The organism is Haloarcula halobia (genome assembly GCF_029338255.1).
Lineage (GTDB): Archaea > Halobacteriota > Halobacteria > Halobacteriales > Haloarculaceae > Haloarcula > Haloarcula halobia.
In genome coordinates this window covers 1,490,473-1,505,583 of the sequence record NZ_CP119787.1, presented here as the reverse complement: position 1 = coordinate 1,505,583, position 15,111 = coordinate 1,490,473, and the positions used below count along the sequence as shown (strand labels likewise).

Sequence of the window (15,111 nt, the reverse complement as noted above, 5' to 3'; positions counted from 1 at the left end):
ACGCACACCGGCGGTGCGTATCGCACGGTGGTAACAAGTCCCTACTGTTCGGAAGTCGGGCCTTGTTCGCGGAGGTGTGCTGACTCGTACTTGGACTGCAGCGCATATATACCCTTCTCACCCTTCATCGATTCAATTACGCCTTGAAATGAGTTTTTAGGCCCCAAAGAGCCCGAATTACCTTGAGTAATTCGGCTTCAGTAAACAGTCACTATAACTGTCCAATCGTCGGTAAGCGTGGCCCATCGACGACGGGGTCGGTTACCAGTCACCGAATCCGTGCGGACGGTGCCGCGACGTGGGGCGCCAGTCCCATCGACCGACGGACAGGAGCGGAGAGCGGAAGGGTCACGACAGGGCGAGCATCGCGAGCGCGACGAACACCGCCAGCACCAGGATGCTGAACCCGATGCCGGCACGAAGCGGGTAGGCGAAGGACTCGTCGTCCTGTGCCGACGCGCGCAGACGGCGGACCACCTCGTTTGGCTCGGAGACGACGTGCGTCGTCACCGCCGTCCCCCGGACCACCGCCCGGTCGACGGCGGCATAGAGGTCCGTCGTGGCGTAGACGAGCGCGCGCATGCCGTAGAACACGGCCGGGTTGTACAGCGAGTCGACGTCGGGCACCCGGCCGAGTTTCGAGAGTGGCTTCTTGGTTACATAGAAGCCGACGAGGCCCGCGATCGCGAGCGCGAGTCCCTCGACGACGTGGCCCGTGGTGTAGGTGACGTAGACGTGCGAGACGACGCTCTCGCTGGTCACGTCGAAGGGGAGGATGCCGAACAGCGTCCCCGGGAGGAGGCCGTAGCCGACACACAGAACCGCGACGGCCACCATCGCGACGGTCTGGCCGCGGTTGGCGTCCTTCACGGTGCCGTCGTACTCGCCGTGGAAGAAGGCGTAGTAGCCGAACTTGATGAACGACATGAACGTGCCGACGCCCCCGAGCAGGAGGAGCCACTCGAGCGTCGTGCGCTCGGTGCCGAGCGTGATGGGGCCCGTCACGAAGTCGTAGTGCGCGCCGGCGATGACGATGCCCTTGCTGACGAAGCCGTTGAAGCCGGGGAAGCCGGCGATAGAGAGCGCCGCCACGGTGAACGCGACGGCGGTGATGGGCATCTCGCGGGCGAGGCCGCCGAGTTTCTTCAGGTTCTCGTTCCCGGTGCGGTAGATGACGACGCCGGCGGTCATGAAGAGCAGCGCCTTGTAGAGGATGTGGTTGTAGACGTGGGCGAACGCGCCGGCCTGGGCCAGCGTCGTCCCGATGCCGACGCCGGCGACCATGTAGCCGACCTGGGACTGGATGTGATAGGAGAGCAGGCGGCGCATGTCGTTCTGGAACAGCGCGAACATCGCGCCGAAGACGGCCATCCCGCCGCCCATGTACGCGATGGCGACGTTGCCCTCGGGGAACGCCCGGTACATCCCGTAGACGCCGGTCTTCGTGGTGAAGACACAGAGGAACACGCTGGCGGCGATGTGCGGGCGCGGGTAGGTGTCGGGCAGCCAGGCGTGCAGGCCGATGAACCCGACGTTGACGCCGATGCCGACGGCCGCCAGCGCCGCGGGGAGCCCCGCCGTGATCCCGTCGCCGGTGAACATGAAGGTCCCCTGGACGACGTAGTGCTGGAGGATGGCGGCCATCAGGAGCGTCCCGCCGATGCCGTGCAGCAGGGCGTAGCGAAAGCCCGCGCGGACGGCGACGCCGCGGTAGTGCCAGACCAGCAGCGTGCTCGTGACGGCCATCAGCTCCCAGAAGAAGAGGAGCGTGAGCCAGTCGCCGGCGAAGACGGCCCCGAAGCTCGTCCCCACGTACGAGAGCGCGAACGCCGTCTGGACCGACTCGGCCTCGCTCGCGTAGGAGTACAGTACCGCCACGGTGCCGATGATGCCGAAGATGAGGCCCATCAGCCGCGAGAACTCGTCGACGTTGAGGAAGGCGACCTGGAAGCCCAGGAACGTCGTCTGGAGATGGGTCCCGGCGGGAACTGAAAGCGACCACGGGACGGCCAGCGCGGGGACGGCGGCACCGAGCGCGTGGGCAGGTTTCCGGGGGAGCACCCCGACGAGGATCGCCGTCGCCAGCACGACGACCACCGGCGGGAGGAGCGTCAGCGTCGACATCAGGCCACCACCCCCGGGAGGCCGGTGACGACGGCCTCGACGATGCGCAGGAAGACGGCCGTGTCGGGGACGATGCCCAGCAGGAGCGAGAGCGTGGCGGCCGTCAGGATGGGGGCGAGCATGAACCAGGTGCTCTCGGCGCCGAGCCAGCCGCGGTCGTCCCAGCCGTCGGCGGGCGGACCGCCGTGGTGATCGTGGTCCTCGTGGTGCTTGCCGAGGTGGTCGACGTGTTCGGGCCGGGGAATCTCCTCGCCCTCTGCGTCGGTCGCGGCTTCGTCGCCGCCGTCGGCGCGAACCGCGGTCCGCCCGCCCAGCACCTCCTCGAGGAGCGGTTTCTCGTCGTAGGAGTCGGGCGACTCGAAGAACGCCTGGTAGACGATGGGCCAGAAGTACGCGATGTTCAGCACGCCCGAGACCAGCAGGGCGGCGGCGAAGACGAGGCCACCGCCCTCCAGCGCGCCGATGATGATGTACCACTTGCTGACGAACCCGGCGACCAGGGGGATGCCGGCCATCCCGGCCGCCGCGACGCCGAAGGCGACCATCGTCAGCGGCATCCGTCTCCCGATGCCGGCCATGTCGCTGATGTCGTCGGTGTGGGTCTCGACGTGGATGGCCCCCGCACAGAAGAACAGGGTGAGCTTCATGAACGCGTGGGCGGGGATGTGGAGCAGGCCGCCGACCAGCGCCGGCCCCTCGAGCAAGGCGAGCCCCAGCACGATGTAGGACAGCTGGCTGATCGTCGAGTAGGCGAGGCGGCGCTTGAGGTTGTCCTTGCGGAGGGCGATGACGCTCGCGGTCAGCAGCGTGAACGCGGCGACGGCGGCGAGCGGGAGGTCGACGCCGAGGTCGGCCATCACGTCGGGGCCGAAGACGTCGAGCACGACGCGTGCGATGCCGAAGACGCCGCTCTTGACGACGGCGACGGCGTGCAGCAGGCCCGAGACGGGCGTCGGCGCGACCATCGCGTCGGGGAGCCAGGAGTGCATCGGCATCAGCGCCGCCTTGACGCCGAAGCCGGCGACGAGGAGCGCGAACGCCGCGCGGGCCAGCGTCGGGTCGGCGGTCGCGAGGGCGGCGATTCCCCCGGGCGTGAACGCCGTCGTGCCCCCGGTCACCCCGGTCCCGGTGAGGAAGAACACGAGGACGGTGCCACCGAGGACGGCGACGCCGCCGCCGAAGGTGTACGCGAGGTACTTCCGGCCGGCCGCGCGGGCCTGTGGCGTCTCGTCGTGGGTCACGAGTGGGTACGTCGAGACGGTCAGGAGTTCGTAGAAGACAAACAGTGTCAGGAGGTTCGCGGAGAACGCGACGCCGATAGCGGAGGCGAGACTCGCGGCGAAGGCCGCGAAGTAGCGCGTCTGGGCGTGTTCGTTCAGCCCACGCATGTAGCCGATGGAGTAGAAGCTCGTGACGATCCAGAGCAGACTCGCGAGCAGGCCAAACAGGAGGCCAAGCGGGTCCACGCGGAGAGCGAGTTCGATGCCGGTCGCGAACTGACCGATCGAGAAGACATAGCGGGTGCCCGAGAGCACGCCGGGGACCATGCTCGCGACGACGCCGAACTTCGCGAGCGCGACGGCGATGGTGACGCCCTCGCGGACGTTCGGGCGCTCCTTGAACGAGAGGATGACTGGGATCGCTACGGCCGACACGAGCACGGCGAGCAGGGGTCTGAGTGAGGCGACGTCTGTCATTGGTCCAGGAGCGGTGGGAGCGTTTCGAGCAGCGTCTGTTCGAGTGTCGGGACGGCGGCGACGAGCGCGACGGCGAGGACGGCCGCGCCGACGACGACGGCGAGCATCCCGGCCGAGACAGGGCTCTCACCGCCGTCTGCGACCGGTGCGGCCCCGGCGTCGTCGTCGCCCTCGTAGATCGTCGGTTCGGCGAAGTAGAGCCGCTCGACCAGTTTCGCGAAGTACGCGAGCGTCAGCAGCGTGCTCGCCAGCAGGACGACGACGACGGGCCATATCTCCGCCCGGACGGCGCCGACGACGATGTACCACTTGCCGACGAAGCCGATGGCCGGGGGGACGCCGACCATCGCCAGCGCGAGGCCGGCGAAACTCGCCGCGCCGACGGGCACCCGACTTCCCAGTCCGGCGTACCCGCCGACCGTCGACGCGCCCGTCTCGCGCTCGATGACGCCGGTGGCGGCAAAGAGGCCCCCCTTCATCACGGCGTGGCCCAGCAGGTGGATCGTCGCACCGACGACCGCGGTGGGCGTCGCGATGGCGAACCCGGCGACGACGAGGCCGAACTGGGAGACCGAGGAGTACGCCAGCATCCGCTGGACGTTGGTCTGGGAGACGGCCAGGGCGCTGCCGGCGACGATGCTCACGCAGGCCAGGCCGACGAGCGTCCAGCGCGCCACCGGCACCGCCGTGAGGAAGTCGACGGTGAACACCGAAAAGAGCACGCGAACGAGCGCGTACGCCGCGACGGTAGAGACCAGCGCCGAGATGAACGCGCTCACCGTATCCGGTGCGTTGGCGTAGGCGTCGGGTTGCCAGGTGTGCAGCGGGAAGAGCGCGACCTTGACCGTCAGGCCGCCGACCATGAGCGCGAAGGCAGTCAGGACGAGCGGCGATCCGTAGCCGATGGCCGCGAGTTTGCCCGCGAGGTCGGCCATGTTCAGCGTCCCCGTCACCGCCAGCAGGTAGCCGACGCCCAGCAGGTACAGCGACGCGCCGACCGTCCCGATGATGAGGTACTTCAGCGCGGCGACGGCAGCGCTGGCTTCCCGGCCGCTGGCGACCAGGCCGTAGGCCGCAAGCCCGGTGATCTCGAGGAAGACATAGAGGTTGAACACGTCGCCGGTGACCGCCATCCCGGAGAGACCGGTCACGAGCAGGAGATACTGGCTGTAGAAGGCGTTCGAGCGCGGACCCGCCCTGCGCGCGTAGGCGAGTAGCCCGAGAGCGACCACGCTGATGAGCAGGACGACGGCCGCCGAGAGGCCGTCGACCACGAGTTCGATGCCGTAGGGGATGGCGAAGTCGCCGACCGCGTAGTCGATCGTCCCGCCGGTCCCGACCGACCACGCGAGCCACCCCGCGAGTGCGGTGTGGACCGCGAGCGTGAGGGTCGCGATGGGCCAGCCAGCACGGTCGGAGACGAGACTCGCCACCAGCGGTACCGCACCGCCGACGATGGGGACGACGACCAGTAAGACGGGGAGTTGTTCAATCATAGTAGAGCTGTTTGAGGGTCTCTTCGTCCAGCGTCCCGTACTCCGAGTAGATGCGGATGATGAGCGCCAGCGCCACCGCCGTCAGGCTCACCCCCACGACGATGGCGGTCAGGATGAGGACGTGGGGCAGCGGGCTGACATAGGGACCCCCGCCCTCCGTGATGACCGGCGGATTGCCCCCGGCCCGGAAGGCCAGCGTGATGAAAAACAGGAAGATGCCCGTCTGGAAGATGTTCATCCCGATGACCTTCTTGACGAGGTTGTCCGAATCGACGAGCATGTACAGGCCGATACCCAGCAGGACGACCACCGCGTAGTAGTTGTAGTGGGTCTGGAGCAGGTCGAGTATCATGCCTCACCTCCCTCGCCGTCGACGACGTGGCCGTAGCCAGCCGCCAGGAGGAAAAACAGGCCGATGGCGACGCTCGCGACGATGGCGCCGATGCCCAGTTCGACAAGTTCGATACCGTACTTGCTGGCCTCCTTGTAGATGAACAGGTACTCGTCGTACTGGAGGAAGTTTCCGCCCAGCGCGATGGCACCCAGGCCGATGGCGGCGAACGTGAGGACGCCGCCGGAGGCCAGCGCCGCGATGACACGCACGTCGACCCACTCGCGAGTGGTTTCGATGCCGTAGGCGAACGCGAGCATCATCACCGTCGCGCCGGCGATGACCCCGCCCTGGAACCCGCCGCCGGGCGAATCGGCCCCGTGGAACATCACGAACAGGGCGAAGGTGAGGACGAACGGCGAGACGACCCGCACCGTCGTCATGATGATGGTGCTCTCGACGTAGAGTCCGGGCTGGTCGTCGGCGCTCATGCGAACACCTCCTGCCGGAGGACCGACAGCGCGGCCACGCCGGCGACGAAGACCACCACGGCCTCGCCGAGCGTGTCGAACCCACGGTAGGCCGCGAGCACCGCCGTCACGGCGTTGTGTACGCCCGTCTCCTCGTAGGCGTTGGCGATGTAGTACTGGGTCACCTCGCCGGCGACCACCGGGGCCGTCGGGTCGCCGATGGCCGGCAGCGAGGGTATCGTCGCACCGAGGACGACGACGAACGCGCCGACGCCGACGACCGTCCGCAGCCGGACCGACTCGAAGCGCCGGGATTCGTCCGGGCGAACGGTGTTTGCCATCGCCAGCAGGAACAGGATGGTCATGATGCCGGCGCCGACGGCCGCCTCGGTCAACCCCACGTCGGGCGCCTGGAGGATGACCCAGATGATAGAGACCCCGAGGCTGTAGGCCGCGAAGGCGATGACCGACGAGAGGAGGTCCCGCAACAGCGCCGCACCCAGCGCACAGGCGACGACGAAGACGATGAGCGCCGCCTCGACGAGCGTCAGCGTCATCGGTCACCCTCCCCGTCCTCGACGGTCCACGGCTGGATGCCCTGGTCGGCCGCGGCACGCGCGATGGCGTGGGCGGCCGTCGGGTTCGTCAGGAACATAAACAGGAGCAGGAACACGGCCTTGACGGTCGAGAGGTTCGTCTGGATGGCCAGCGCGACGGCCGCGAGCGCGAGGACCGCCCCCAGCGTGTCGCTCTTGGAGGCCGCGTGGGCGCGTGTGTACACGTCCGGTAGACGGACGATGCCGATGGCCGCGACACCGCCGAAGAAGGCGCCCAGCGCCGCAAGCGCGACGATGGCCCACTCGGTCGGCGTCACAGCACACCACCCCGCTCGACGGTGAACTTCGAGAACGCGATAGAGAGCAGGAAGTTCAGCAGGGCATAGACCAGCGCCACGTCGAGGAACACCGACTGGTCGAACGCGCCGGCGACCAGCGAGATGGCGATGACGGTGTTCGTCCCGACGACGTTGACGGCGATGATGCGGTCGAACGGCGTCGGGCCGGCGAAGACCCGGTACAGCGAGACGATGGCGAAGACGACGAACGCCCCCGCGATGACCAGCAGCGCCGTCTCGAACTCAACCATCGTACGTCACCTCCTCGCCGTCGCCGCGCTCCTCGGGCGAGGCGATGGCGGCGGCCTCGCGCCCGTAGAAGACGAACCGGACCGCCCGCTCGAGGCTGCCGTCCAGGAGGTCCGCCCGGGAGCTGTCGGTCAGGGCGTGGACGTCGAAGGCGCGGTCAGTGACGTCTATCGTCAGCGTCCCCGGCGTGAGCGTGATGCTGTTCGCGAGCGTCGTGACCGGGACGTCGCCCCAGACGGCCGCCCGGTAGCGGACGACGGTGGGGTCGATAGGCAGCGACGGGTGCAGGACCACCTTCGCGATGTGGAGGTTCGCCAGGGCGATCTCCCACAGCAGGTAGGGGACGTAGACGACCATCCGGGCCAGCTGGACGGGCAGGCGCGTGATGGACGGTTGCTTGCTGAAGGCGATTGGCGCCAGCAGCGCCGAGACCAGCGTGGCGGTTATCGCGCCCGTGAAGAAGTCCAGGGGTTTCCACGGGCTCAACAGCAGGTAAAACAGGTACGAGGCGGCGAAGACGCTCACGTACTTCGGGAGCGTCGCCGCGCGGGCCAGCACCGTCTGTCGGGCCTCGCGCTCGACCGGGGCCTCCTCTATCTCGAGACCGTTTCTGGCGAGTTCGAGTTCGAGCGGGCGCAACATCGGCGCGGCGCCACCGGGGTTGTACTCCGGGTCCAGGATCGCCCGGCCGATGTCGTGTTCGGCCGCGTACTCGAGGAGGACGTCGGCGTAGTCGCCCGGACTGAACAGGTAGCGGTCGGCGCCGACCACCTCGAGGGTCACCGAGAGCCCCTCGGGGGGGTCGCCCCCGAGGTCCTCGTCGGTCCAGACGGCGACGCGGTCGAGCAGGTCGGTCGCCGCGCCCAGTTCTTCCGGGGCGTCGGGATCGACGGCACGGGTCCCCGGGACGACGACGAAGTGGAGCTCCACCGGTGCGTCGCCGTCCCGCCGGAGCACCCCGGCCTGGTCGATGGCGTAGGCGACGGTGTTTCGCACCGTCACGGAATCGGCGACAGGGACCAGCAGTCGGCGTGAATTGGATACAGTCACAGTGGTTTGAGAATCCTGTCTATCGTAGATTGGCGCGCTGTACTGTCGTTATCGGTGAGAAACTGCGGCACACGCAAAACTATTTCGCAATGAGTCACCCGCCGTGTGTCAGCTGTCAAGTTCCGACGCCAGTTCGTCGGCGACGCGCGCTCCGAGTCCCCGCTTGTCACCGGCGTACTCCGTGGCGTCGCCGTCGCGGACGACCAGCGCGCGGGTCCGGTCGGCGCCCATGACGCCGGCGTCGTTGGCGACGACGAAGGCGAGGCCGACCCGGTCGCGAAGCGCGCGGGCCTGTTCGACGAGGGCCGGGTCGTCGCCGTCCGTCTCGACCTTGAAGCCGACGATGGGGAGGTCCGGGGCAGCCTCCCGGACCGTGTCGATGAGTTTCGGCGTGGGTTCGAGCGCGAGCGTCAGCCCCGACCGGCCGCTGCGGATCTTCTCGTCGGCCCGGTCGACGGTGTAATCCGAGATGGCGGCCGCCGAGACGAGCGCGTCGCACGCCGGCGCCAGGTCCGTCGCCGCCGCGGTCATCTCCGCGGCGGATTCGACGCGTTCGACGGTGGCGTACGGGACGTCGGGCCCGTCGTGGAGGAGCGTCACGTCGGCCCCGCGGACGTAACACGCCCGGGCCACCTCGCGGCCGGTCCGGCCCGACGCCCGGTTCGAGAGTGTCCGGACCGGGTCGATGGACTCGGTGGTCGCCCCCGCCGTCACGACGACGTGGCGGTCCCCGAGTGGGCGGTCCCCGGCCGCCCTGGCGACGTCGGTGACGATGGCCTCCTCGGTGGCGATCTTCGCCTTCCCCTCCTCGACGCGGGGGTCGACGAATCCGACACCCCAGGACTCGACGCGCTCGATGGCGTCCAGCACGCCCGGATGGTCGTACATCGGTTCGTGCATCGCCGGGGCGACGACGACCGGAATCCCGGCCCCCAGTGCCGTCGTCGCACACGTCGTCACCGGCGTGTCGTCGATGGCGCCCGCGACCTTCCCGACGGTGTTGGCCGTCGCGGGCGCCAGCAGGAGGACGTCGCCCCACCCGTCGGTGCCACAGAGGTCGACGTGCTCGACGGCGCCGGTTATCTCTGTCACCACGTCGTGCTCGGTGGCGAACTCGAGGGCCCAGGGGTGGACGATGCCCGTCGCGCTGTCGGTCATCACGGCCCGCACGCTGGCCCCCTGGCGGCGCAACTCGTGGGCGAGTTCCACCGTCTTGACGGCGGCGATGGACCCGGACACCCCGAGGACGACGTTGACTCCGGTCAGCATGGCCGCCACTTCGCCCCCATCGGCTAAAAGTCCCGGCCCCTCTCACTGTCGCCGTCGGTCGACGTACCGATCGATGGTCCCCGCGTTCCGCTCGTTGACTCGCATCCGGGCGTCGAACAGCGGGCCGACGAGCGGAATCGACCCGACGAGGAAGTCGAGTGCGACCCAGCAGAGCATGGCCGCAAGCGTTCGCTTCGGGAGGCCGACGCGGAGGCCCTCGAAGACGACGTACAGGGACACGAGCGCGGCGACGGCGTCGCCCGAGACCGGGACGACGCCGAGGATCGGGTCGAGTCCGACCCTGACGTCCGTGCCCGGAACCCTGACCGCGCCGTCCATGACGTGGGCGACGCGGCGGGCGCGCTCGAGGCCGGCCTCCCGCTCCGGTTGCGTTCGATAGCGTATCATCGGTCTGGCGGTGCGTGTCCCTCCACTACCCGTTCACCGAACAAGGGCCTGGTCCCGGCATCGGCACAACCCGCGTCACGCCGTGCTCATTCCTCGCCTTCCTCCGGGGCCCGGATGGTCAGCACCGGCACCGGCGCGGTCCGGACGAGTTTCTCCGTGACGCTCCCGAGGAGGTAGCGCTCGAGGCCGGTCCGGCCGTGGGTCCCCATCACCACCAGGTCGACGTCGTTGTCCTCGACGTAGGACTGAATCGCCTGGTAGGGCACGCCGTGGACGATCTCGGTGCGGATGGACTGGACGCCCTCGGTCGCCAGGTCGTCCTCGATGCTGCCGACGGCGTCCTGGGCCACGTGCTGGAGCTCGTCGAGTATCAGGTCCGAGCGGACGTCGACGCCCATCGAGCGGACGTCGACGACGGACAGTGCGTGGACCGTCGCGCCTGTGGGCATCGCCACGGCCGCGGCCGGACGGGCCGCCGCTTGCGCCCCCTCGCTCCCGTCGGTCGGGACGAGGATGTTCTCGAAGGAGACGTCGGCGCCGCCGTCCGTCCCGTGGACCGTCAGGACCGGCACGTCGGAGAGACGGACCACCTTCTCAGCGACGCTCCCGAGGACGTAGCGGCGGACGCCGGTCCGGCCGTGGGTCCCCATCACCACCAGGTCGGCATCGTGGTCGGTCGCGTAGGTTCGGATCTCCTCGTCGGGGATCCCGTGGCGGACCGTCGTGGTCACCGACAGCCCCTCGGTGTCTACGGCGGCGGTAAACTCCGCGAGGTCGGCCGAGGCCGTCGCCTCGGCGTCGTCTATCTCCGTCGCCTTGCCGAGGAAGCGACTGTCGACGACCGTCAGGACGTGGACCGTCGCGTCGTGTTGTCGCGCGAGTTCGGCGGCCGTCGCCAGTGCCCGGTGGGCCTGGTCGCTACCGTCGGTGGGTACGATGATGGTGTCGAACATCTGTGCCCGAGAGTTCGGGGGATGCGGCCTTAAATTGTTGCTCGTCCGAAAGTACTTTTGGAGAGGTACTTTTAGGGCCGGGGCACCCCTACGACGTGCCATGGTCGCCGTCCGCCGTATCGTCCTCGACGTGTTGAAGCCCCACGAGCCCCCGCTGCCCGCGTTCACCAAGCGGATCACCGGGGTCGAGAGCGTCGTGGGGACCACCGTCTCGCTGGTCGAACAGGACAAGGAGGTACAGACGGTCAAGGTCACGCTGGAAGGCGAGAGCGTCGCCTACGACGACGTCGAGGGCACGATCGAGGAGCTGGGCGCGTCGGTCCACTCCATCGACGAAGTGTCCTGTGGCGAGTACGTCGTCGAGGAACGAGCGACGTTCCAGGACGCCTGAGGCGTGCCCCCCGTTCGCAGTCGGCTCCGGGCGCTGCTCGCCCGGGAGGACGTCCGCGCTATCTCGCGCCGGTACTTCATCTCGAACGGCTTCGACGGGACGCTGACCAGCATCGGCATCGTCGTCGGGGCCGTCCTGTCGGGAGTGCCCGACGGGCTGACGGTCATCAGAATCGGGCTCGGCGCCGCCGTCGGCCTGGGCACCTCCGCGGTCTGGAGCGTCTGGGAGATCGAGCGCGCCGAGACCAGAGCCGAGATACGGCGCATCGAGCGCGCGATGCTCACCGACCTGGACGACACGCGGATCCAGCGGGACCACCGCAGTGCACGCGTCCTGCACGCGACGATGAGCGGCCTCGGGCCGCTGGTCGGCATCCTCGTGCCGCTGACAGCCTTCCTCTTCGAGGGGTCGGTCTTCACGATGGCCGAGGCGGCGGTCGTCGCCGTCGGTCTCGGCGTCGGCGTCCTCGGCGCGTTCGGGGCCTACATGGGCTCTATCTCCGGGCAGCGGTGGTACGTCGCGGCCGCCCGGATGGGGCTCGCGGGACTGGTCGTCGCGGCGGTGAACCTCGTCCTGCCGGGGTGAGTCAGGCGGTCGGCCGGGCGACGTACCGCTTGACGACAAAGCCGACGACGACGAACAGCGGTCCACCGATGGCGAGTGCGCCCGCCAGCAGGCCCCAGTCGGCGAGCGAGAGCGGCACCGTCCCGAAGTAGGTCCGCAGCGGCGTGTACAGGACCGCGAGGTGGAGCAGGCTCGACAGCGCGACGGCGGCCCCGAGCCACCGGTTCGACAGTACGGGCGTGTCTCTCGTCCAGCGGACCACGTACAGCTTGGCGAACTCGAAGACGACGAACCCAGTGAACACCATCGTCATCGCGTAGGGCGTGACCGCCGGTGCCCCGTCCAGCGTGAAAAACATCAGTCCGAGCATGACGGCGGTGGCGACGAGTCCCGCGCCGACGATGAACGCCACCATCTCCCGGTCGATGATGCCCGACCCCCGCTCCCTGGGCTGGCGGTCCATCACGTCGCCGGAGGGGTCCGTACCGAGCGCGAGCGCCGGCAGGCCGTCGGTCAGGAGGTTTATCCAGAGCAGCTGGACCGCCGGCAGGATGAGGTAGCCAAAGAGCGACGCGATGAAGACCAGCAACACCTCGGCGGCGTTCGCCGAGAGGAGGTAGCCCACGAACTTCCAGATGTTGTCGAAGATGGTCCGTCCGCGCTCGATGGCAGTCCGGATGGTCGCGTAGTTGTCGTCGAGCAGGACGATGTCACTTGCCTCCTTCGCGACGTCGGTACCGCGGATGCCCATCGCGATGCCGACGTCGGCGTTTTTCAGCGCCGGGGCGTCGTTGACGCCGTCGCCGGTCATCGCCACCGCGTGGCCGTTGGCCTGGAGCGCCCGGAGGATCCGGACCTTGTGGACCGGTTCGGCGCGGGCGAAGACGTCGATCTCCTCGACTCGCTGGCGGAGCGTCTCGTCGTCCATGGCCTCGATGTCCGCGCCGGTCAGCGACGCCGACTCGATTCCGACCTGCCCGGCGATGGCGCGGGCCGTCACCTCGTTGTCCCCGGTGATCATCTTCACGTCGATACCCGCCCGGTGAGTGTCGTCGATGGCCGGCGCGACCGCGTCACGCGGCGGGTCGATGAGCCCCTGGAGGCCGACGAAGACGAGGTTCTCCTCGGGACCGCCCTCGTCCGAGCGGTCCTTGTAGGCGAACGCGAGCACGCGCAGCGCGTCGCTCGCAAAGCCCTCGACCTGGGCCAGAATGCGCTCCCTGGTCGCCTCGTCCATCGGTTCCGGGCCGTCCTCGCGGAGCACGCGGGTCGCTCGCTCGAGGACGACCCCGGGTGCGCCCTTGACGTAGACGACGTCCTCGTGAACGGTGGCCATGCGCTTTCGCTCCGAGGTAAAGGGCACCTCGTCCTCGCGGGGGCGCTCCCCGCGGAGCGTTCCCACGTCGAGGCCGTGCTCCGCTGCGGCGGCGACGAGTGCCCGTTCGGTCGGGTCGCCCTCGTCGTCGGTCGCGTCGTTACAGACCGCACCGATTTCGAGGAGGGTACGGAGCCGGTCGTCGGACTCGTGCTCGGCGTCTGTCTCGTCCGTCACGCCCTCGACGCGGAACAACTGGTCGTCGACCCAGGCGACCCGGACCCGCATCTCGCCCTCGGTCAGCGTCCCGGTCTTGTCCGTACAGACCACGTCGACCGAGCCCAGCCCCTCGACGGCCGGGAGGGTCCGGACCAGCGCGTTCTCGTCGGCCATCCGCCGGACGCCCAGCGCCAGCGTCAGCGTGACGACGGCGGGCAGCCCCTCGGGAATCGCGGCGACGGCGAGCGAGACGGCCGTCAGGGCCGCCTGGACCAGCGCCGTGCCGCCGGCGACGAGCAACGGGACGATGATCGCAGAGAGGACCACGACCGCGAGGCCCAGTCGGCGCCCAAGCTTGTGCAGGTCACGCTGCAGGGGCGTCTCCGGATCCTCGGCGGCGAGCAGTTCCGTCGCGATAGCGCCCATCTCCGTCTCCATCCCCGTCTCGACGACGACGGCGAGCGCCCGGCCGCGGCTGACGTTCGTTCCCTTGTAGACCACGTTGGGGCGCTCGGCCAGCGGTGTGTCCGCGTCGACGGCCTCGACGGCTTTCTCGACGGGCATGCTCTCGCCGGTCAGCGCGGCCTCGTCGACCTCCAGGTTCCGGCTCTCGAGCAGGCGACAGTCCGCCGGCACGACGTCGCCCTGCTTCAGGCGGACCACGTCTCCGGGGACCACATCTGTCGCCGCTACCGTCGCGTCGGTGCCGTCACGGCGGACCCGCACCTCCGGCGTGGCCAGTTCGCGAAGCGCCTCGAGGCTTCGCTCGGCGCGGTACTCCTGGACGAACCCGAAGACGCCGTTGCCGAGCAGGATCACCGTTATCAGGACGGCATCGACCGTGTGCCCGATGGCAAAGGAGAGGGCCGCGGCCGCGAGGAGGACCCAGATGAGCGCACTCGAGAACTGGTCGAGGAAGACCCAGACCGGGTGCCGGCGCTCGTCGGTCCGTATCTCGTTGTGACCGACGGACGCGAGTCGTTCGGCGGCCTCGTCGCTCGAGAGCCCCTCTTCGGTCGTCTCGAGCGCCGCCAGGACGTCCGACGCCGAGCGTGCGTGCCACTCCATCTGTCGCCCGCGGGCTCAGCCCCCACTGGCCGCGTGTCGCTCGGACGCGGCGCGCACGCCCGGCGTCGCGCCGGCCGCCCTCGACGCCGGTGACCGGAACACGGTCAGACGTCGGCCCGGAGTTCCCTCCGGGCGGTCAGCTCCTCGGGGACGAGCCGGAGGAACTCGAAGGAGATGTCCCGGACGGGCACGTCGAAGACGTCCACGAGCGGGATGTCGACCTGCTCTAGGCCCGCGAGCGTGTCCGTCTCGATGCCCTCGGCGTCGACGGCCTCCAGGCGACCCTTCGCGACGACGCTCACCCAGCGGTCGGTCTCCCCGTCGCGACCGTAGGTGACGAAGGTGACCGGCCGGTCGAGGACCTCGCCTTTCTCGCTGTCTAGGCCCGTCGCCAGCCGGAAGTAGAACGTCGTCTGGTCGGGGTCGTAGCCGTACGAGACCGGGACCGAGTGTGGCGAGCGGCCCGACTCGGTCTCGAACGAGACGACGCCGGTACCGCCGACCCCGAGGAACTCGTCGCGCTCCTCGGCGGCGACCGCTGCGCGGTGTGTGTCTTCCATACGTCATGTAACTCTACCGGAAGTAATAAAGCCACGCCGGCGCCTGAGGAAC

Annotated in this window: 16 protein-coding genes; 2 read left to right on the top strand and 14 right to left on the bottom strand. The window is 69.0% G+C overall.

Annotated features, from left to right (window positions below):
* Window positions 1-348: 348 nt before the first annotated feature.
* The 12 genes from P1K88_RS07955 to P1K88_RS07900 all read right to left on the bottom strand — a co-directional run bounded on the left by P1K88_RS07955 (window position 349) and on the right by P1K88_RS07900 (window position 10,942).
* Window positions 349-2,124, bottom strand: coding sequence for a Na(+)/H(+) antiporter subunit D (locus P1K88_RS07955; protein WP_276413929.1), 1,776 nt, complete (start codon window positions 2,122-2,124; stop codon window positions 349-351).
* Window positions 2,124-3,821, bottom strand: a complete 1,698-nt coding sequence (locus tag P1K88_RS07950) for a proton-conducting transporter transmembrane domain-containing protein (RefSeq protein WP_276413928.1) — start codon at window positions 3,819-3,821, stop codon at window positions 2,124-2,126. Before P1K88_RS07950 ends, P1K88_RS07955 begins: the two co-directional genes overlap by 1 nt.
* Entirely contained in the window at window positions 3,818-5,317 is a 1,500-nt protein-coding gene (locus P1K88_RS07945; protein WP_276413927.1) for a monovalent cation/H+ antiporter subunit D family protein, read from the bottom strand. The genes P1K88_RS07950 and P1K88_RS07945 overlap by 4 nt, the downstream gene beginning before the upstream one ends.
* Window positions 5,310-5,669 (bottom strand): cation:proton antiporter subunit C, encoded by a 360-nt coding sequence (locus P1K88_RS07940; RefSeq protein WP_379786850.1) that lies wholly within the window; start codon window positions 5,667-5,669, stop codon window positions 5,310-5,312. The genes P1K88_RS07945 and P1K88_RS07940 overlap by 8 nt, the downstream gene beginning before the upstream one ends.
* On the bottom strand, window positions 5,666-6,139 hold the full coding sequence (locus P1K88_RS07935) for a Na(+)/H(+) antiporter subunit B (RefSeq protein WP_276413926.1): 474 nt from the start codon (window positions 6,137-6,139) through the stop codon (window positions 5,666-5,668). The genes P1K88_RS07940 and P1K88_RS07935 overlap by 4 nt, the downstream gene beginning before the upstream one ends.
* The gene (locus P1K88_RS07930) at window positions 6,136-6,675 is read right to left on the bottom strand and encodes a DUF4040 domain-containing protein (RefSeq protein ID WP_276413925.1); all 540 of its coding nucleotides are present in this window, start codon (window positions 6,673-6,675) and stop codon (window positions 6,136-6,138) included. Before P1K88_RS07930 ends, P1K88_RS07935 begins: the two co-directional genes overlap by 4 nt.
* Window positions 6,672-6,992, bottom strand: coding sequence for a monovalent cation/H(+) antiporter subunit G (gene mnhG / locus P1K88_RS07925; RefSeq protein ID WP_276413924.1), 321 nt, complete (start codon window positions 6,990-6,992; stop codon window positions 6,672-6,674). The genes P1K88_RS07930 and mnhG overlap by 4 nt, the downstream gene beginning before the upstream one ends.
* Complete coding sequence (locus P1K88_RS07920; RefSeq protein ID WP_276413923.1) at window positions 6,989-7,264, bottom strand: cation:proton antiporter; 276 nt, start codon at window positions 7,262-7,264, stop codon at window positions 6,989-6,991. Before P1K88_RS07920 ends, mnhG begins: the two co-directional genes overlap by 4 nt.
* Window positions 7,257-8,312 carry a monovalent cation/H+ antiporter subunit E gene (locus P1K88_RS07915; RefSeq protein ID WP_379786848.1) on the bottom strand — a complete coding sequence of 352 codons (1,056 nt, stop codon included), beginning with the start codon at window positions 8,310-8,312 and terminating at the stop codon, window positions 7,257-7,259. Before P1K88_RS07915 ends, P1K88_RS07920 begins: the two co-directional genes overlap by 8 nt.
* Before the next feature lie 108 nt (window positions 8,313-8,420).
* On the bottom strand, window positions 8,421-9,581 hold the full coding sequence (gene coaBC / locus P1K88_RS07910) for a bifunctional phosphopantothenoylcysteine decarboxylase/phosphopantothenate--cysteine ligase CoaBC (RefSeq protein WP_276413921.1): 1,161 nt from the start codon (window positions 9,579-9,581) through the stop codon (window positions 8,421-8,423).
* Between the two features lie 42 nt (window positions 9,582-9,623).
* Window positions 9,624-9,989 (bottom strand): DUF4112 domain-containing protein, encoded by a 366-nt coding sequence (locus P1K88_RS07905; RefSeq protein WP_276413920.1) that lies wholly within the window; start codon window positions 9,987-9,989, stop codon window positions 9,624-9,626.
* Window positions 9,990-10,075: 86 nt separating this feature from the next.
* Window positions 10,076-10,942, bottom strand: coding sequence for a universal stress protein (locus P1K88_RS07900; RefSeq protein WP_276413919.1), 867 nt, complete (start codon window positions 10,940-10,942; stop codon window positions 10,076-10,078).
* A gap of 100 nt (window positions 10,943-11,042) precedes the next feature.
* On the opposite strand from P1K88_RS07900, the gene P1K88_RS07895 reads away from it, so the two are divergent.
* Window positions 11,043-11,333, top strand: a complete 291-nt coding sequence (locus tag P1K88_RS07895) for a DUF211 domain-containing protein (RefSeq protein ID WP_276413918.1) — start codon at window positions 11,043-11,045, stop codon at window positions 11,331-11,333.
* 3 nt (window positions 11,334-11,336) lie between these two features.
* Window positions 11,337-11,918 carry a VIT1/CCC1 transporter family protein gene (locus tag P1K88_RS07890; protein WP_276413917.1) on the top strand — a complete coding sequence of 194 codons (582 nt, stop codon included), beginning with the start codon at window positions 11,337-11,339 and terminating at the stop codon, window positions 11,916-11,918.
* Window position 11,919: 1 nt separating this feature from the next.
* Here the strand turns inward: P1K88_RS07890 and P1K88_RS07885 are convergent, their stop codons facing one another.
* Together P1K88_RS07885 and P1K88_RS07880 are read right to left on the bottom strand one after the other, a co-directional pair.
* On the bottom strand, window positions 11,920-14,499 hold the full coding sequence (locus P1K88_RS07885; RefSeq protein WP_276413916.1) for a cation-translocating P-type ATPase: 2,580 nt from the start codon (window positions 14,497-14,499) through the stop codon (window positions 11,920-11,922).
* Window positions 14,500-14,603: 104 nt separating this feature from the next.
* On the bottom strand, window positions 14,604-15,059 hold the full coding sequence (locus P1K88_RS07880; protein ID WP_276413915.1) for a pyridoxamine 5'-phosphate oxidase family protein: 456 nt from the start codon (window positions 15,057-15,059) through the stop codon (window positions 14,604-14,606).
* Window positions 15,060-15,111: the final 52 nt, after the last annotated feature.

Bases quoted from the DNA above. Each gene is read 5' to 3' on its own strand.
- P1K88_RS07900 (WP_276413919.1), bottom strand. From the start codon at position 10,942: ATGTTCGACACCATCATCGTACCCACCGACGGTAGCGACCAGGCCCAC.
- P1K88_RS07945 (WP_276413927.1), bottom strand. From the start codon at position 5,317: ATGATTGAACAACTCCCCGTCTTACTGGTCGTCGTCCCCATCGTCGGC.
- P1K88_RS07905 (WP_276413920.1), bottom strand. From the start codon at position 9,989: ATGATACGCTATCGAACGCAACCGGAGCGGGAGGCCGGCCTCGAGCGC.
- P1K88_RS07920 (WP_276413923.1), bottom strand. From the start codon at position 7,264: ATGGTTGAGTTCGAGACGGCGCTGCTGGTCATCGCGGGGGCGTTCGTC.
- P1K88_RS07930 (WP_276413925.1), bottom strand. From the start codon at position 6,675: ATGACGCTGACGCTCGTCGAGGCGGCGCTCATCGTCTTCGTCGTCGCC.
- P1K88_RS07935 (WP_276413926.1), bottom strand. From the start codon at position 6,139: ATGAGCGCCGACGACCAGCCCGGACTCTACGTCGAGAGCACCATCATC.
- P1K88_RS07950 (WP_276413928.1), bottom strand. From the start codon at position 3,821: ATGACAGACGTCGCCTCACTCAGACCCCTGCTCGCCGTGCTCGTGTCG.
- P1K88_RS07885 (WP_276413916.1), bottom strand. From the start codon at position 14,499: ATGGAGTGGCACGCACGCTCGGCGTCGGACGTCCTGGCGGCGCTCGAG.
- P1K88_RS07895 (WP_276413918.1), top strand. From the start codon at position 11,043: ATGGTCGCCGTCCGCCGTATCGTCCTCGACGTGTTGAAGCCCCACGAG.
- P1K88_RS07880 (WP_276413915.1), bottom strand. From the start codon at position 15,059: ATGGAAGACACACACCGCGCAGCGGTCGCCGCCGAGGAGCGCGACGAG.
- P1K88_RS07940 (WP_379786850.1), bottom strand. From the start codon at position 5,669: ATGATACTCGACCTGCTCCAGACCCACTACAACTACTACGCGGTGGTC.
- coaBC (WP_276413921.1), bottom strand. From the start codon at position 9,581: ATGCTGACCGGAGTCAACGTCGTCCTCGGGGTGTCCGGGTCCATCGCC.
- P1K88_RS07955 (WP_276413929.1), bottom strand. From the start codon at position 2,124: ATGTCGACGCTGACGCTCCTCCCGCCGGTGGTCGTCGTGCTGGCGACG.